The organism is Paenibacillus algorifonticola (assembly GCF_000971975.1).
In the GTDB taxonomy this organism is placed as follows: Bacteria; Bacillota; Bacilli; order Paenibacillales; family Paenibacillaceae; genus Pristimantibacillus; species Pristimantibacillus algorifonticola.
The window spans coordinates 103,675-121,699 of record NZ_KQ040781.1 but is presented as its reverse complement, the minus strand read 5'-3'; the positions used below and the strand labels follow the sequence as shown (position 1 = coordinate 121,699).

Annotated in this window: 13 protein-coding genes; all 13 read right to left on the bottom strand. The window is 46.1% G+C overall.

All coding sequences use genetic code 11. The annotated features are described in order from the left end of the window. Positions 1-20 precede the first annotated feature (20 nt). The 13 genes from WH37_RS04000 to WH37_RS03935 all read right to left on the bottom strand — a co-directional run bounded on the left by WH37_RS04000 (position 21) and on the right by WH37_RS03935 (position 17,924). On the bottom strand, positions 21-905 hold the full coding sequence (locus WH37_RS04000; protein WP_143088632.1) for a carbohydrate ABC transporter permease: 885 nt from the start codon (positions 903-905) through the stop codon (positions 21-23). Positions 906-941: 36 nt separating this feature from the next. Further along, a complete protein-coding gene (locus WH37_RS03995) occupies positions 942-1,811 on the bottom strand; it encodes an ABC transporter permease (protein WP_143088637.1) in 870 nt (289 codons plus the stop codon). Between the two features lie 194 nt (positions 1,812-2,005). Further along, positions 2,006-3,640, bottom strand: coding sequence for a response regulator transcription factor (locus tag WH37_RS03990; protein WP_046229271.1), 1,635 nt, complete (start codon positions 3,638-3,640; stop codon positions 2,006-2,008). Between the two features lie 30 nt (positions 3,641-3,670). Continuing rightward, positions 3,671-5,407: a sensor histidine kinase gene (locus WH37_RS03985; protein WP_046229270.1), complete on the bottom strand. Its 1,737-nt coding sequence runs from the start codon at positions 5,405-5,407 to the stop codon at positions 3,671-3,673. 551 nt (positions 5,408-5,958) lie between these two features. Then, positions 5,959-6,660, bottom strand: coding sequence for an SDR family NAD(P)-dependent oxidoreductase (locus tag WH37_RS03980; RefSeq protein ID WP_046229269.1), 702 nt, complete (start codon positions 6,658-6,660; stop codon positions 5,959-5,961). A gap of 320 nt (positions 6,661-6,980) precedes the next feature. After that, positions 6,981-7,463 carry a MarR family winged helix-turn-helix transcriptional regulator gene (locus WH37_RS03970; RefSeq protein ID WP_046229268.1) on the bottom strand — a complete coding sequence of 161 codons (483 nt, stop codon included), beginning with the start codon at positions 7,461-7,463 and terminating at the stop codon, positions 6,981-6,983. A gap of 190 nt (positions 7,464-7,653) precedes the next feature. Further along, complete coding sequence (locus WH37_RS03965) at positions 7,654-8,712, bottom strand: alkene reductase (protein ID WP_046229267.1); 1,059 nt, start codon at positions 8,710-8,712, stop codon at positions 7,654-7,656. 959 nt (positions 8,713-9,671) lie between these two features. Further along, on the bottom strand, positions 9,672-11,126 hold the full coding sequence (locus tag WH37_RS03960) for a family 43 glycosylhydrolase (RefSeq protein ID WP_046229266.1): 1,455 nt from the start codon (positions 11,124-11,126) through the stop codon (positions 9,672-9,674). A 45-nt stretch (positions 11,127-11,171) separates the two neighbouring features. Continuing rightward, positions 11,172-13,562, bottom strand: coding sequence for an alpha-L-arabinofuranosidase C-terminal domain-containing protein (locus WH37_RS03955; RefSeq protein WP_046229265.1), 2,391 nt, complete (start codon positions 13,560-13,562; stop codon positions 11,172-11,174). 36 nt (positions 13,563-13,598) lie between these two features. Continuing rightward, entirely contained in the window at positions 13,599-14,546 is a 948-nt protein-coding gene (locus tag WH37_RS03950) for a glycoside hydrolase family 43 protein (protein WP_046229264.1), read from the bottom strand. Between the two features lie 182 nt (positions 14,547-14,728). Next, positions 14,729-15,568: a carbohydrate ABC transporter permease gene (locus tag WH37_RS03945; protein ID WP_046229263.1), complete on the bottom strand. Its 840-nt coding sequence runs from the start codon at positions 15,566-15,568 to the stop codon at positions 14,729-14,731. Then, positions 15,553-16,500 carry a carbohydrate ABC transporter permease gene (locus WH37_RS03940; protein ID WP_052736794.1) on the bottom strand — a complete coding sequence of 316 codons (948 nt, stop codon included), beginning with the start codon at positions 16,498-16,500 and terminating at the stop codon, positions 15,553-15,555. Before WH37_RS03940 ends, WH37_RS03945 begins: the two co-directional genes overlap by 16 nt. 71 nt (positions 16,501-16,571) lie before the next feature. Next, complete coding sequence (locus WH37_RS03935; protein WP_046229262.1) at positions 16,572-17,924, bottom strand: ABC transporter substrate-binding protein; 1,353 nt, start codon at positions 17,922-17,924, stop codon at positions 16,572-16,574. Positions 17,925-18,025 lie beyond the last annotated feature (101 nt).

Here is an 18,025-nt window from a genome sequence, read left to right as displayed (position 1 = left end):
CCGAGCTTGGCTGCCTCTAACTAACCTTTAACAGCTCCAATGGTAAGGCCTTTAACGAAATACTTTTGGAAAAAAGGATACACGCACAAAATAGGCAATATTCCCGCAACTGCCATCGCCATCCGCACGGAATTCATAGGAAGTCCCGCCGCAGCCGTGCTGTTGTTGCCCCCAATGTTGGTTTGCTGTAGAAATTGGATATTACTCAGCATCCGGTTCAATAAATTTTGGATACTGTATAATTCAGGCTCCGTCACATAGATCAAGCCGTTGAACCAGTCGTTCCAATAGCCAATCGTCAGCATGAGACCGATAGTGGCCAAAATCGGTAAAGAAAGCGGTATCACGATCTGGTAAAAAATTTTAAACTCCGTTGCCCCGTCAATATAGGCCGATTCGATAATGGGAACCGGGATTGAGGTGCTGAAAAACGAGCGGATCAGCAGAATGAAGAAGCCGTTTGTAAGCAGGCCGGGTATGATCAACGCAAGCAGGGTATTTTTCATGTCGAATACCTCGGTAAACACGAGATATGTCGGCACCAGCCCCCCGTTGAACAGCAGCGTGAAAAATACGATAAAAGACAGCGTCCCTCTCAGCGGCATATCTCCCCGTGACAGCGGATACGCCAGCAGCGCTGAAATAAGCAGCCCCACGGTTGTCCCGACAATTGTAATCGTTACCGTTATGCCGTAAGCCTTAACCAGCGACGTGGATTTATTCCACAAATACTCGTAAGCCTCGATGCTCCATGCCTTAGGCAGCAAGCTGTATCCGTCCCTCACAATCGCCTGCTCCTGTGTCAGTGATGATGTGATTAACAGCAGAAACGGAAATACACAAGCAGCTGTCAGCAAAATAAGGATGGCATGTACAGCATATTGATTCATATGGTTCGTCTTCATGAAGTTACCTCTCCTAACAAGAACCTTTTTCTTATTCTAAAACAGCGCCTGATCTCTGTTCTTGCGGCTCACAGCGTAATTAGCGGCCAATACGAGCACAAAACCGACAAGCGATTGGTACAAGCCCGCAGCCGACGACATTCCGATATCTCCCAAAGTCATGAGTCCTCGGTATACGTATGTGTCTATAACATCTGTCGTTGGCTGAAGAGGACCTGAATTAAGCGGAACCTGGTAGAACAGCCCGAAGTCAGAGTAAAAAATACGTCCGATCGCAAGCAGTGTCATAATGGTAATGGTAGGCATGATGAGCGGAACGGTAATGCTGCGGATTTGATGCCATTTGTTTGCGCCGTCAATCGTCGCTGCTTCATAATATTCGTGATCAATGCCAATAATAGAAGCTAAATAAATGATGCATAAATACCCTACATTTTTCCAAATATTAACGATTGCGAGAATATACGGCCAATATTTAGCCTCTGTATACCAAGCTATCGGATCCATACCGAGCAGCGGCAGCAGTTGTTTATTGATGAAACCGCTCTCTACATTGAGCAGCGACAATCCGAGATAGCCGACAACGACCATTGAGATTAAATACGGCAGCAAAATGGCACTTTGATAGAAGCGCGACGCAAGCTTCTTCTTTACTTCATTTAATAAAATCGCTACCGCGATAGCCAACACCGTATTAATGACGATAAATGCGCCATTGTACAAAATCGTGTTGCGCGTAATAATCCAGGCGTCCTTCGTTTCAAACAAATATTCAAAGTTCTTAAACCCGATCCAATCGCTCCCAAGAATTCCTTTGGCATAATTAATGTCCTTAAACGCTATGACAACTCCAAACATGGGCAGATAGTTATTGATAATCAAATAAATCATGCCCGGAATGATCATCAGGAACAGTGCGCGGTAACGCTTTAATTTTCTCAAAATAAAATTCAGCCGCCCGCTTTCTTTCCGCTCTCCTGCACGAACAGCCTGTGCGATTTGCGGTGTTTCCATCGCCTTCCCTCATTTCGTTGTTGTATTCTATCTTGTAGCTCTATTGTAGGGTGTACGGAACATAGGCAATAACCACTATCCGGACTTTACAGTTTCGAAATCTCGACCTCTTTCGACTGGGCATGCTTGCGGTAATCGCCTGGATTCATACCTGTCATTTTTTTAAACAGAGTGGAGAAATAAGATAGATTGGAATAGCCTGACTGTAAGGCAATATCACTAACTGAGTAATCTGGCAATGCTAACAGTTCTTTTGCATATGCGATGCGTTGTAATTGTACATAATCCGAAATGGACATGCCCGTTTCCTTCTTGAACACCCGATTCAAATAATCAGGGTTCAAATATACGCATCCCGCTACCTCTTCCCGGGTCAGATTTTGCTCGCCTATATGCTCTTGAATATAGGCCTTCACGCGGTCGACCACTGAAAGGCTTTTTTGAGTAGCGTGAATTTGACTCATCGATACGTCAATTAGATAAAGTATCCATTCCTTGAGTGACGACACAGAGCGTAGCACCTCTTGCGGCTTGTCTGTAAGCAGACTTTCCGCGAACACATCATTGGCCTGTAATCCCTTCACTTGCAGCACAAAAAACATCATCTGCAGAAAATTTTGATAAAACAGCTGCAAGGCCTGAGCGTCGACGCCGTACTTCCTGTCCCTCAAATCATCCAAATAACAAGCGACAGCCTCCGTCAACTTATCCTTGGCTCCCATTTTCATCCACTCTTCCCATGAACTCATGGAAGGCGGCTGCAGCGTTCCCTCTTTAGACTTCTTGTAATGGCGAAACAAAAAGGTTTGATTGGCATGCGTCACATTGTCACGGTCCATTTGAATAAGATTGTAATAGCTTGTCACCATTTCAGTAGCATATACAGGCTGACCGATATAACAGTTTAAATCACAGCTAAAGTATTGGCTGCAGCCGCGCACATAGCTGATGCAATCGTCCAGCATCGCTGTATCCATCCTATCTGAAGATGCTTCTAGCAGCACAAGCAGTCCACCGTTAGGAACAGATATGACGGCGGACCCGGCTTCATTTTTCAAAATTTGCTCATTCGCTGCATTTCGCAACGCATACTCCATAATCTGCTCATCCCGCTGACTGAGCGGTTTATACCATTTTTGGACGCGAATTAAGATCGGCAAATATTTAGAGCTCACCAGATTAGGCAGCTTGCTGCTCGCAGCATATTCGGAGATTCTTTCCGGGGAAGAGCCTATGCTTTGCTTGATGAGCTCCTGCCAAAAACGCTCTTTCATCAACGGCTTTTGTGATTCCCAAAGCTGGGCATAATATTTGTAATCGCTTTCATACATCAGAAGCTCCTGTGTTTTTTCGATTTTAGCTAACGCTTTGCCGATTACTTGCTCCAGCTCCTCATAATCAACTGGTTTAAGCAAATACTCGAAGCTGCCCAGCTTGATCGCTTTCTGTGCATAAGAGAAATCGGAATGCGATGTCAAAAAAATCGTCTCTACCTTTGGGTCATGCTCCCTTACCCATTCCAGCAATTCGATGCCTGTCCCTTTAGGCATTTCGATATCGCACACCATTAAATGAATCGGCTCATTCAAATAAATTTGCTGAGCCTGCTTCAGGCTTAGCGCGGTATGCACATGTTGAACCTTCAGGGATTTCCAGCGGACGCCTACCTCCAGCCCTCGGATCGCATGAACCTCATCATCAACAATTAATACGGTAAACATATAAGCCCCCACCTTCTTGAAGTAGTATGATCATGAATGTCCAACGGCGGGCATAGGCAGCGACATCGTTACGATAGCCCCGCTGCCGCTCTGATTGTTCTCGAAGGTTATCGCTGCGTCCGATTGATAGAGCAGCCTCAGCCTGCGCTTAATATTCCAAATGCCGACATGCTCGCCCTCTTCGCTTATTTTTTCCTCGTCGGCATGCAGACTGCTCAGCACTTCTTCGGGAAAACCGGAGCCGTTGTCTTTTATCGTGATTACAATACGGTTCCCGTTATCCGACTCCAGCAGCGCTGCAACAACCTCAATTGTAATTGGCTGATCGATATCAACCGCATGTTTAATGGTATTTTCAACGATTGTCTGAATGACAAGAGGCGGAATTTCAACCTCCTTCACTTCGTCTTTCATTTCGATGCTGCTGCTCAGCGAGCCAGGAAACCGAAGCTGCTGGATACGCAAATAATTGGCAGTATGCAGCAGCTCTTCTTTTAACGGTACGACATATCGGTTCGTTCGAAACATGTAACGGAAGTAGACGACCAGACACTTCGACATTTCCTGAATCAGCTTGTAATCCTTGACCGTTGCCAAATTGTAAACAATGTTTAACGAGTTCAAAAAAAAGTGCGGATTAATTTGCAATTGAAGCAATTGAAGCTCCGACTTCTGATGGTTTAATTTTTCTTCATATACATCGATCTTCAGATCGCGAATTTCCGCAATCATACGATTGAAGGTTTCATTCACGATTTCAAATTCGGTGGACGTACTGCTCTGATGCAATCTTGTATCCCAATGACCGTCTCTCGTCTTCCTCATCGCCACGACCAATTGCTTCATCGGCTTAAGAAACACATAGCGTATAAAAAATAAAAATAAGACAAAAAAAACGACAGCTCCCGCCGTTATGAATGAGGATACCCTCTGAAGGAAAGGAAGCTTTTGTTGAATAACATCATCCGGCACAAGCGCCACGAGTTTAAAATCGCCTTTGTCCGACGATTCGTCCATCATTAAAAACGATCGCTCCTTGCCAGTTATCGTATAGGCTTCTGAGGAGCTTGCCAGTTCGATGCCTTCCCTCTCGATCATCTCGCTTTGGCTCATTGGCTTGAGTTCACCTGTCGTCAGCAGTGCAGCTCCCGATTCGCCGAGATCGATCAGATTTAAAGGCACCATCAGCTTATTGCTGTTAACCCACGCCCCGACATACACCTCCCCGCTGCGTATAAGACGCAGCAGCGCATAATTATGGTTACGTCCTTCCCACACATGCCAGTCAGGACCGCTGTAGGCCCCCGGTTCCCCCTGCAGCATCTGCATAATTTCCTGTTTGGTTGCGTCCCGTTCTTCAAACGATGAGCCGAACTGCTGGGTCATAATAAGCTCACCGTTGGTGATCGAATAAACAAAAAAGAGATCGATTGACCGATGTACGCTAACATCTGTCATAATCGTATTGAACAGTCGCAATTTGCTCATCATATAGGTCGTTTCGTTATTTTGCCTGGGCAATTGAAATCCGATCAGATCGGTATCATTTTCCGTAAAATCGAACAAATATTTATCCACTTCATTCAAATTGCGGTCGATTTCGTTCATATACAGACTGAGCAGATTTTTGTTCGATTGTGCGACCTGATTACGGACAACCCCCACCGAATAAATGCTATTCACGATAATGACGATTACAAGCGGAACGATCATAAAGAGGATACTGGCAAACATTTTAAACCGCAGCGAATTCAGATATGCACGCATCAGTCATCTGTCCCTTCAATCCGATTAACTCGTGGTTTTCGTAGTGAAATATTCAGTCTCCATCAAAGCTGCAGCAGCCGCCTATCCTAATTGTACCCCCAAATCACTCATAACGCTTTTGTTATGACGACCTTAACATTATGAAAATCGGACTAAAACCGGACTCCATACCGGAATAGAATGAAACGAACGATGCAAGCAGCTATGTGACAAACAGAAAAAGCGCCCCTATCTTTGACGAATGGTGTTTGGCTAACACAACATCGCTCAGAGAGAGGAGCAACTTTAAGGTGAAGTCTATCACAAAAATCTCTAATTTGAACAAGGAATTTCCTGTCATAAACGCCGTATCTCCTCGCGATTTGATTAGCGAAAGGTTGCCAAAGTAACGATTTTATCGATTACCGTTGCAGGATCACCCGCTCCATGAGGATTCTGTTCCGTCTTCAAATTGCCCGGATCGAACACGAACAGCCCTCTCTCTAGTAGAGAAAGGGCGTTCATAGACGCGGAAGTAGATCAGATGTTGTGCGTAAATCTTTTTATTCAAATCAGTATTCTGCTAGAGTGCCGTCGTAATTAATCACTTGTCCATTATGATTTTCATCATCCAAAACAAAGCTCACGATTAATTCCGCAGCCTGAGCAGGTGTTTTTACAAAATCTCCCGTTATATGCCCATTCAAATCCGTCGAAACCGCCCCTGGCATCACCGCAAAAATCTCCACAGGTATACTCTCCTGCTCAAAACTCATTGCCCAAGACTTTGTCATAACATTCAAAGGCGCCTTGGCTGTTTGGTAGGCAAACGCATTGAAGAAAGGTTGTGGCTCAATAGGTATACTGATATTTTCAATAGTGCCCTTATTGGCGATCAATAGTGGCAGCAAGCCTTTTGAAAGTGCAAAAGGACCGATAAAGTCAACTTGATGGGTTGCCTGTAGATCTTCAACCGTAAACTCCCATCCAGGTTTATGCATATCGCCTGGAATACCCGCATTGTTAACCAAGAGCGTCAACTCTGGGTAATTCTGCTTAATTGTTGTCACTGCATTATCAATACTCTCTAGGTCGGCAACGTCCAACAGCACCAACTTTGCATCACCAAATTTTTGGAGGGCAGTTACTGCCGTTTCTCCTCGCTTCTGATCACGTGCCCCAACTAAAACACGATACCCCGCTCCTAGCAACTGCTTCGCAATTTCAAATCCAATACCTTTATTCGCACCAGTTACTAACGCTGTCTTTGTCATCTTTCATTCTCCTTTTTTTCTACATACTGCTGATAACGGGCAATCTTTAGTTCGACGCCCCTTAAACTTTCTTTACGCATTGCCAGTTCTTCAAGAATTTCCTGACGATGTGCTGTCAACATAGCCAAACGCTTGGGAACCGTCTCATCACCTTACATTATCCAATCCACATACTGCATTATTTGACTAATGGACATATCAGTATGCTTCAAATGTTGAATGGGTGCCGACGTTTCAGCCCATTACGCTGTGTAGTCACTGGCCTTCCATTGCGAAAAACGCAGCACGATTGGGAATTCCGGTCCGACGGCACGACGGCATTACATTTTACTTTCCATGTTAGCTGAAATCTTGTGCGATAAAGAGATTAACAGCTCTTTTTCTTGCTCCGAAAGCCCTTTCGACGTTAGCCTTTCCATTTCTGTCCAAACGGCAGTGGACTTGGCTACAAGCTCGCGGCCAACTTCTGTTAGTTTTACAAGCGTAACTCGCCCGTCCTTTGGCGAGCGTGAACGAGTGACTAATCCCGCAGCCTCCATACGTCGAACCGATTTGGCTACCGTTGAATGGTCCAGTCGCATTGTGAAGCCCAGACTTTGTTGCGATTGCTCATCTTGCTCCCATAACTGCATAAGCATAATTTCCTGGCCAGCGTACAAGCCTATGTCACGTAGTAAGTGCGCAGCCAAACCCCGGTGCGACCTGGCTAGGGAAAAAATAGCAAAATTTATTGGAAACCGTTGAATCGCTTGCATTTCTTCTTTAGGCAATCCTTCGCATAAACCATTCTCAATCCCATCCATGTTTAACTTAACCTCCTGCAGTTGCTTTACTGATTATTCAAGGGTAGTGGATAACCCGACGATTGTAAAGTTGCAGTAGCTTAACATGGTCTGTCTTTGGCTTGATTTGACGATTAAAAAAGTTCACGCCACACTATAGCAATTCGCTTATGAAATGGCGCAAGCAATGTACATCCATTTATATCTGAATTCAATTCATTGCAGGGTAATCCGTATAGCCGCGTTGGTCACCACCATAAAAGGTGGACGGATCAGCTTCGTTCAGCGGACCGCCTGCTTTCAAACGTTCCACAAAGTCAGGATTGGCAAGCGCCCAAGTGCCTACAGATGCGATATCTGCAAATCCTGTATCAACGTCTCGACCGAGTTCCTCCAGAGGGCGGCTCGGACGATTAACCATAAGCAAAGTCGGCCAAGCCGAGCGAATTTCACGAAGCGTCTCTTCATTGCCGCCATGCAAGACATGAAGATAAGCCAGGTTAAGTTTGGCAAGTTCTGAAATCAAGTATTTGTATACTTCCGGCCCTTTATCGCCCTCAACGAGGTCTCCCAGTGGAATACCGGGAGAGATACGGAAGCCTGTACGCTCAGCTCCAATTTCTTCTGCCACGGCTGTTGCAACTTCAATGGCAAAACGCGCGCGATTTTCAATCGATCCGCCATACTGGTCTGTTCGTACGTTTGCATTCTCTGAAATAAATTGATGAATCAAATAACCGTTTGCCCCATGAATCTCCACACCATCCGCTCCAGCCTGAATGGCAGCTGCGGCTGCCTTGCGGAAATCTTCAACGGTCGCCTTGACATCTTCAAGGCTTAACTCACGCGGAACGGGAATATCCTGCATTCCGGTTGCAGTAAACATCTGTGCCTTCGGTGCAATGGCAGACGGCGCAACCGGTTGGCGATGATGCGGCGTGTTTTCCGGATGCGACATACGCCCCGCATGCATTAATTGAATGAATAAATATCCGCCAGCTTGGTGAACTTGGTCGGCTACCTTCTTCCAGCCTGCTATATGTGCATCGGTATAGATACCCGGTGTATACAAATAACCTTGGCCATCCTCTGAAGGCTGCGTACCTTCGCTGATGAGCAGGCCCAGTGACGCGCGTTGCGCATAATATAGCGCACTAAGTTCTCCCGGTGTCCCGTCGTGAAGTGCACGGGATCTAGTCATGGGAGCTAAGGCCAGGCGATGCTGCAAGTTTAAGTTTCCGACTTTTATTGTATTCCATAACTTTGTCATTTTTAAAGCTCCTTTACTTTATATAGTTTCCGACCACGTAAATATAACAAAATAATATGTGGTCGTCAACATATTTTAGGTTTGTTCCAACAACCATTAGGAATTCGATCCCAGTGGTTTATGTACAGTATCATCTAAATAAAAAATAAAAGAAGCCCTGAGGTGCATTTTATGCATTGATCAGGCTTCTTTTGTTATTTTTTATTATTCAACTTCTTAGGAATGCATACTATTACATAATTATTCATTTCTCAGTAATTCCGAAAATCCAGTCTCAACAACTTTGGAAATATTCTCAATAATTATGACGCCACACATCACATGTGATTTTTCATTTTAATTGAGAATTATCCTCTAAAAAACCGCTTAAAATAAGGAGTTCTGTTTCATTTCAATTGAGAAATTGATTGACTAATACTCTATACACTGCTAAAAATTCATTTTAATTGAGAAAAAGCGCATTTTAGAAATATACAGAATTTATGCATAATATACACTTATTAAATTTCAGATAGGCTCTCGGTTAATTATTGATTTCACCGTGGCAAGCTCAGAAAAATATGATGATTTCCATTTTCAAATCGACTTGCTTGTTTACTTTAAAAGAAGAGGTGTTTGAAAAAAATTAAGCATTAGACTGACCACAGCAATAAAAACAGAGGCAGCCATGGACGATTAAATAAAGCCCTAGACTGCCACTGTTTTATTGAATTATCATGCCCCATAAGTTCAATGACGATTATTCTGAATCGAAAATAACAATTTTACCATAAACCCTCTCGCGAGGACGCGACGCCAAGGTCGGTGCCGTGCACCCAGGCGAACTTCTCCCCCCTCGGCCGTCGCTCGGCGATTCGAGTAGATCAACCACCATTCTTGCGCCTACCGGTTCTATATGACGACTGGGTCAGCCGCGCCGTCGTAGATCGGATCGCGGAATAAAGGTGCCTTCATGCGATTCATCCTCTCTGTGTCACGCTCCACAAAGTCATCGATACGCCAGCCCGATAGACAAAATCACTAAAGGTGACCGTACCTTCGCCCGTTGCGCCAAGCGCGATGCGAAGACTTAAGAAGTCGCCCAGTACATTGTGATGAAAGCCCGACATTTCGAAACCGTGATCCAATTTGGTCCATGGTCCGATCGAGTGACGATAATATAAGCTAACCTCGTGGTGATCGTTGACGATTCGGAGCGTTACGGAGCCTTGGGACAATACCGTGCGTTCGCTCTTGTATCGATTCCGGAACGCAAACGGCTCCTTGCCGTTAAAGCCGATCCCGCAATGAAATCCCGGTTTGTAGTAGAGGCCAAGCGTGCCCTCCGATTCGCCTTCCACCGTTACGGTAACCTCCGCTGTATAAGCATGGTGAACCGGAATGCACAAGAGCGGTTCGGCACTTTCCTTCGAGGCTGCCTTCAACACCAGCTGGTTATCTTCGATCGTGTAATCGCGAAGACGTTCCCCGCCGAAGAAATGCCATTGAAGTCCCAATCGCCCGGAATCTTCCAGCGTCAAAGCGCCATCCGAAAGCTCTGCAGTTGCAACAGAATCGGTCTCAGCAGCAGCTTCACCTTCAGGATCAACCGCAGTGAACCAGCCGTCGGCTGTCCATCGAATCGGTTCGATCAGCGTCTGTCTGCCGAGCGTATAATAGTCTTTTTCATATGCGTGATAGACGACAAACCAATCCCCTTCAGGGGTATCCACCAGCGTCCCGTGTCCCTTGGACCACCATGTTTCGCTGCGGTTTTTTGTGCGCACGATCGGATTGTAAGGCGAGTTCTCCCAAGGTCCGTCCAGCGACTTGGCGCGGGCGGAGACGATCATATGACTGGTCGCAGGTCCGGCTGTCCCACCTTGAGCACTGGTCATATAGTAATAGCCATCCTTAAAGTTAAGCTTAGGAGACTCCAGATAAAATCCTTCCGTCAGCCATTCCTTCGGATATCTCCAGCCTTCGTATATCTGCTCTAACTCTCCCACAGTGGATAAGCCGTCTACTGACAATCGAATTCGGTAACCTTCGGACAAGAACAGGTAACGACTCCCTTCTTCGTCTACCATGTGTCCCGGGTCGATATAGCCGACCTTCAAGTCTACCGGTTGGCTCCATGGGCCTGCAGGGTTGTCTGCGGTTACGACCCAATTGGTTCTGCCGGCTGGGAAATAGATGTAATAACATCCCTCATGGTAGATCAAATCCGGCGCCATAATCGATCCGCCCACATGCTCCTTGATCGCGTGACCGATCGGCTTCCAGTCGATCAAATTACGGGAATGCCATACGAGCAGCCCTGGGGTATAGTGGAATGAAGAATGTGTCATGTAGTAATCCAGACCAACTCTCACAATGGATGGATCCGGATAGTCGCCTGCCATTATAGCTTGAATACCTTGAACTCGTGACATGGTTTGCCTCCCGTTTAATTATGAATGCCTACTCAGGCGATCAGGTTATCCTCTTCTGATCCGGAAAACCGTACACGAATGTTTTGTGAATTCATAATTGACTTGATTTGTTGATGTTTGCATGCTCCTATGTTGTGGTTTTATGTTATCCGGCGCTTCAAAGCTGTTCACGGCATCCAGCGCGTGACCCGACAATTCATAGATTTCAATTGTTAGTTTGTCCGTATGCGCGTCGGTGAGTTGGAGCTGCGCCGGAACGTGGACATCCTGTACGTTTACGACTTTGACGATCACGTCGCCGGTTGTCTCTTCCATGCTGGCTGAGCAGTATAACGGCTCAATAACAGGCACGAGATGTTCCGTCTCGCTGATCAAAGTGCCGTCAATAAAGGTACGGATCTTCCGGCCTTCCACCCGCACTTCCAGCTCATATTCCACATTAAGCTCGATCTGGAGCAGGTTTTGCGTCAGACACGATCTCATCCCGCTCGACATGGCATGAATCATCGATTCCTGATTGTGGAAGCTTCCGACCTCCCACATTGCAAAATTCGCTTCATCCAGATGACCAAAATACAAAATGAATCCTCGGACGCCCTCTGTCTTCGTCGCTTTCGTCCGGAACGAATAGTGCGTCCAGTTCGTTTCGCCCACGACCATTTTGCGGCCAAGCTGAGTGGTATGAATCCGATCTTCTTCCGAATCGCTAATTTCAATCTGGTCTACAAGCAGCCGTTCTTCGCCTGTCTCGAGATTAATGATGCGTATATCGCGATATTCACACGCATTGAGGTTAGCCCCAACGAGCAGTTTGCCTTCCAGACGATCTGCGTTTCGTGCAGGCTGTACCGGGGTGGCAAACCCTTCCGATTCAATACGCAACAAGTGGTCGCCTTGATGGTGCATAAAGAGCTGCTGGACATAATAATTTGCCGTGCCGAACACCTGATGATTGTTAAACCAGATCATGTCCGGCTTCCAATTCACATAATCAGCGTTACAGAGGAGCGGCGCATAACAAGCCAAACCAACGGCATGAGCATTCCTTTCAAGTCCGATCATGAAGGCCGCTTCCACTAATGCGTTATAGTACGTATTGCCCCAAGAAGCGTATTCGCCTAGAAACACTTTCGGATCATCGGCTTTGAAGGAATCATAACGGTGATAATGAGCCAGCATCCAGTCCGGTGACATATAATAATGCTCGTCCACGTAGTCCGACCGATTGTCCCGTGCGGATTGCCATCCTCGTTCGTATTCGCCGCCGGCCGCGAACGGTCCGCTTGAATTAATGATCTTGATGTCGGGATATTTCGCTTTAATCGCCTGATGAAAATAAGCATATCGTTCGAAGAACGGCTCCCCGACCTCTTCATTGCCAATGCCGATATACTCGAGCTGGAAAGGCTCCGAATGTCCAAGCTGTGCGCGTACGCTCCCCCATTCCGTTGCAGCGTCGCCACTCGCGAATTCAATCAAATCAAGTGCATCATCAATCCATGGTCCCAACTCGTCAATCGGAACGATACGTTGGTGATGAGGGTCATACCCCGCCGGCAAGATCGGGATCGGCTTGGCGCCAATGTCCTCGCAAAGTTGAAAATACTCGAGATAACCAAGACCCAGCGTCTGATGATAATGCCAGTTGTTTCTGCGCGGCGGCCTCTGCTCGACAGGTCCGATCGTGTTTTTCCATCGGTACATGGCATTGCGATCTTCTGCGTTTAATGAGCCGTCATGAATAAGACATCCACCCGGGAAACGCATGAATTTCGGTTTAAGATCTGCTAGCATCTCCGCGACGTCCTCGCGTAGTCCACCAGGTCTGCCACGAAACGTCTTGGTCGGGAATAGCGAAATCATATCCAAAAACAAAGTGCCAGTGCCTCGGGTCACAACTGCAAGCCGGCCGCAAAAGTCGGTAGCCGAACACGCAAGAACAACCTCGTATTTCGCCCATTCTGATGTGACCAACATCTCCGCTTTTCCGTAAACCGAACCGTCGATGCCTTCCAACGTTACAACGATTGGCTCGTCGAAGCTTGTGCTCCGCCGGGCGTACATGGAGAATAAGTATGTTTCACTTTCGCGATACGGCAGTCCCGAATTGAAGCCCAGGTTTTTAATACCTACTCCTTCTCCCGGTGCTATGATTTCCACTGCAACGTAGTGCGTATTGCGCGGATGGATGGGATCAGTCTGTTCCACAACGATGCTGCTCTTCCCTTCGCCAAGCTCAACCTTGTCCCAAGCCGTTAAACCATGGTAATCACTCCGGTCAATCGGATCGAATTCGAACGAACGGTTGCGAATCATCTCGGCATACAACCCGCCATCCGCAGCATGATTGATATCCTCGAAGAATATGCCAAACATATCCCCCAATGCAGCTCCCCACTCTTTCGTTACAACTGAAATCGTTCCTTGCTTGCTCATGGTCTCTCTATCCCCTCATTTCACATTAGATATTGCCTAGTATTCGGATGGTTTCTTCGTATAAGCTTTTAATCTTTCATATTCTTCCATCGTGATGGTGAGAATTGCACCGTGCTTGTAGCCATAAGGGAACGTGAAGGATGTGTCCGAACGAATGAATTTCCCGCTGGCCAGACGCCCCGCTATGAAGGGCACATAACCTTGCTCTTCAGCTGAGCAGCCATAGAAGTCTAGGAACAGACACCATCTTCCATCCTCCAATTGGACCGCCGTTGGAGCCTCATAAAGACCGGCCTCGACGACCTCCATACTTTGATCAAACGCCTCAACTCTCTTGAAAGGACCGGTAATCTCCTCCGACTCCATGAGAATGATTTTGCCGGGATTTTGTTCGCTCTTTAAGAACATATAATAACGTTCGTCTTCCTCATACATCGCAGAGTCGATGACGCCGCTGTCTTCTTTCTGATACAGCAATTGCGCTTTGCTGAACTGCTCAAAATCTTTGGTCCGGGAATAATAGATTCCCTTTAATCCAAAATCATTGCTGCTATGAGTCGAAGACCAGTGAATAACGTAGTCGTCGAGCTTCTTGTCATAGATAATATCTGGTGCCCATAAACAGCCGAAATTCTCATCTCCGAGTTTGATCATCTTCTGCTCCGACCAATTGACCAGATCGTCAGACCCCCAGAACGACAAACATTTGCTCCCGTTCCGTGCAGCTTCCGTCCATGAATGGTTATATTGATTCAGCATGCCGTAGGACAAACTCAAATCGGTGGCCAAAATAACAAATTTGCCTGTCTTCGTACGAGTAATCGTAAAATCCCTGACACCCTTGTCACCGTAATAACTCCACAGTACGGGGTTCCCGTCATTCACTTGCTCCCAGTCAAAACCATTCTTGCTCACACCGAAGTAAACCTGCTCGCCATCCGGCGTTCTCTTTTCTTTGAAATGTACAAACAAATAAGCCTGCAAAGTTAACCCTCCAAACCTGATCATTAGATTTCCAACGACAAAGATAGGTATCCTAGGCACAATATCCATATGCTCCGCCATTGGTCGTAGCTGGAATGTCCGGCGTATATTTCTTTACAGCAATGTCTTCCCAATCGTAGAAAATGTGGCTCCAAAACGATGCAATTCCATCCGCGTGATACCTAACCTTTCACACCGCTGGAAGCGATCCCTTGCACAAAATATTTCTGAGCAAAGGTGAATAAAATAATTGGCAAAAGAACGACGATCGAAGCACCAGCCATCTGGAGGGAATAATTTGCTCCGGCTATAGACGAAAAATACTGAATGCCAACGGTCACCAACTGCTTCTCTTGACTGGAAATGAAGATATAGGGACCTGCAAAATCGTTCCAAATGAAGACGAAGGAGAAGATCACCATGGTCAGCAATGCGGGTACCGCCAATGGAAGGATGATGCGGAAGTACACGCGATAATGCGAACATCCATCCATAATGGCCGCTTCTGTAATTTCTTTTGGAATTCCCATGAAAAATTGCCGCAGCAGGAATAAGAAGAACACATCGAAAATCGCCGGAATAATAATCGCCCAATGGGTGTCCAGCATATGCAGGTATTTATACATTAAATAACGGGCTACAACAGTCGTATCGGACGGAATCGCAAGCGTAGACATCGAAAAGAATAGCAGCAAGCTTTTCCCCTTAAAATTCAATCTGGCAAATGCATAGGCAGCCATCGTGACCATGAACCCGCGCAGCAAGATCGAAAGGACAACTACCTTAAACGAATTGCCGATCCAAATGAAATAATCAGGCGATGAAAACAACGTCTTATAGTTTTCCCAATAGATCGTTTTCGGAATAATATGGGCAAGCGGATCATCGAAAGCATCCGCGGTCGTTTTCAACGAAGCGGAGATCATAAAAATAAATGGAGAAATCATAGTAAGCGCGATGATAAACATAAGGATAGAGTACAGTGTTGTGGACAGGTTCTTTCTTGCTAATAATGCACCCATTTTTTCTGTCCTCCCCATTGAATAGCCGAAATCAGCAGAATGATTACAAACAAGACAATGGCTTGCGCCGCCGAATAACTGTAGTGATTGAGAGAAAATGCCTCTTCGTAAATATTTAGCGAACTGACTCGGGAAGCAATACCCGGTCCTCCTCTAGTAAGCGCATTAAAGATCGTAAAGTTCTGGAACGACCCGATGGTCGCCGTAATGACCAAGAAGAAAGTAGTCGGTGATACCAGTGGAAGCGTAATTCGGGTCAGCCGCTGCCATCTGGAGGCTCCATCAATTTCTGCCGCTTCGTACAAATCGCTTGGAACGCCTTGAAGCGCAGCTAGATATACGATCATTTGAAACGGAAAATTGGCCCATACCGCGACCAGCGCAGTAGTTAGAATAGCGGTACCGCTGCCTGCGAACCATAAAGGCGGATTTTCCACGCCCATCTTCATAAGCACCGTATTGACGATTCCGCCAAAGGGATCGAACAGCATCGTGAACACGATTGAAATGGCAACGATGTTGGCGACATACGGCATCAGGAATAAGGATCTTGAAAAAGCCTTCCAATGAAACGTTTTATTCAACATGACGGCTGCTGTAAAACCGGCCGCCGTCAACAATGGGACGTAAATCACCGTATAATAAAAGCTTTTGAAATACGAGGATAAGGCAACGGAATCATGAAAGATTGCCTTATAGTTGGATAAACCGGTCCATTTCAAGGAATCCAACGATTTGAACGAATTGAAATCCATAAAGCTGATATAAAGCGCATAAAAAAAGGGCGCTAATCCGAAAATAACGAATCCGATAAAGAAAGGCAGCACAAAGACGAAAGCAGCCCTCGCCTCTTGTTTATCCAAACTCAAGCGTCTTCTTTTGTCTTTTTTTTCTATGCTTAAGTCAGCATCGATTTGCCGTGGTATGGACATGCTTCTCACTCCTAATTCAAAGGTCACTTATCCGCATAAGTGACCTTTTATTTGCTTGCAAGGACCATTCGTTAGTTAACTGTGCTTTGTTTTTTTATCGCTTCATCCGCACGGGTCTTGATCGCATTGATCGTATCATCCAGCGACTTTTGACCAACCAGATACAATTCGCCTTCTTGCAGAATGATATTTCCATATTCGGTCGGAATGGTTCCCGTAATTTTCTCAGGTACAATTCCAAGGTTAGGTGTTAATAAAGCCGCTTTAAGTTCCTCTGACGTAATACCGTCCGAAGCCGGGTATTTGGAAGCCATATCGGTAAAAATCTTGTTCGCTTCCTCATCACTCAGATTCACTTGCGCGGTCATCCCGCCGGAATACTTATAATTATTTTTGGCAAACCATTTTACGAAATCCGCCGCTTCCTTCGGATGCTTCGATGCTTTGTTTACCGCAATGCCTCCGGACGATCCGATGCTATTTTTGCCCTGCGGATCAATTGGAATCTGAGTAACGCCTACCTTCCAATCCCGCGGATAGGATTTCAAATCCTGTGGGGCGAAAGAAAACCAGGAGCCGATAAACTGCATGCCGTATTTACCAGTCATGAACGTGTCATACGGTATTTTTTTGGACTTGATTTCTAGCCAGCTCGGCTGAATTTTCAGCGTATTACCTAAATCCCCATACCATTGCAACGCTTCTTTGAAAGCCGGATCATCATAGTTGGAGGACCCGTCCGCCTTATAACCGTTTATGCCCCTCTGCTGGGCTAACAGGTATAAAATGCTGTCATAGTCGGGCATGGACGATCCGTAGATCCCTTTGCTGGCATTGGTTAACTTCTTCGCGGTTTCGATATATTCATCCCAAGTCCATTCGCCTTTTGGATAAGGGACATTCGCATCGTCGAATATTTTTTTGTTGTAGAATACAACCCAAGATACTACGCCGTCCGGAAGCGTATAAACGGTATCCCCATTAAATTTGGTCAAATTCTTGCCAAACTCCGCCTCGTAATCGTAGCCCTCTTCTTTATAAATATCATTTAGCGGCAGAAGCCAATCATTGGTAGCATATTTCGCATGTACAATCGGATTTTGAATTGTAATCAGGTCCACGTCGCCGCCTGCCGAAAGATCCACGTCGATTTTTTTGTAGATGGCCTCTCCGTCACCAGGAACCACTTGCAGCGCCACCGTCACCCCGGATTCGGCTTTGTAATCAGCCAGAATCTGCTTGGTCGTCGGCTGATTGCTTGTTCCGGATGTCACATACCACTTGATCGTGACCGGATTCGCGCCCCCATTCGATTCTGCGGCCGACTCGTTAGGCGAGTCACTCGTTCCGCTACAGCCTGCAAGGGAAGTTCCTGCGAACCCAAGCAACAGCAACGATAACACTGCTTTTTTTGTAATTTTCATCGTATTAGCCCCCTTCGATAATTTCATCGTCTTTCTGATTAAAGTATAGAATTCTCCACCGGTCTTTCCCATGCAATATCTTTTATCTTTTTATCCTATTT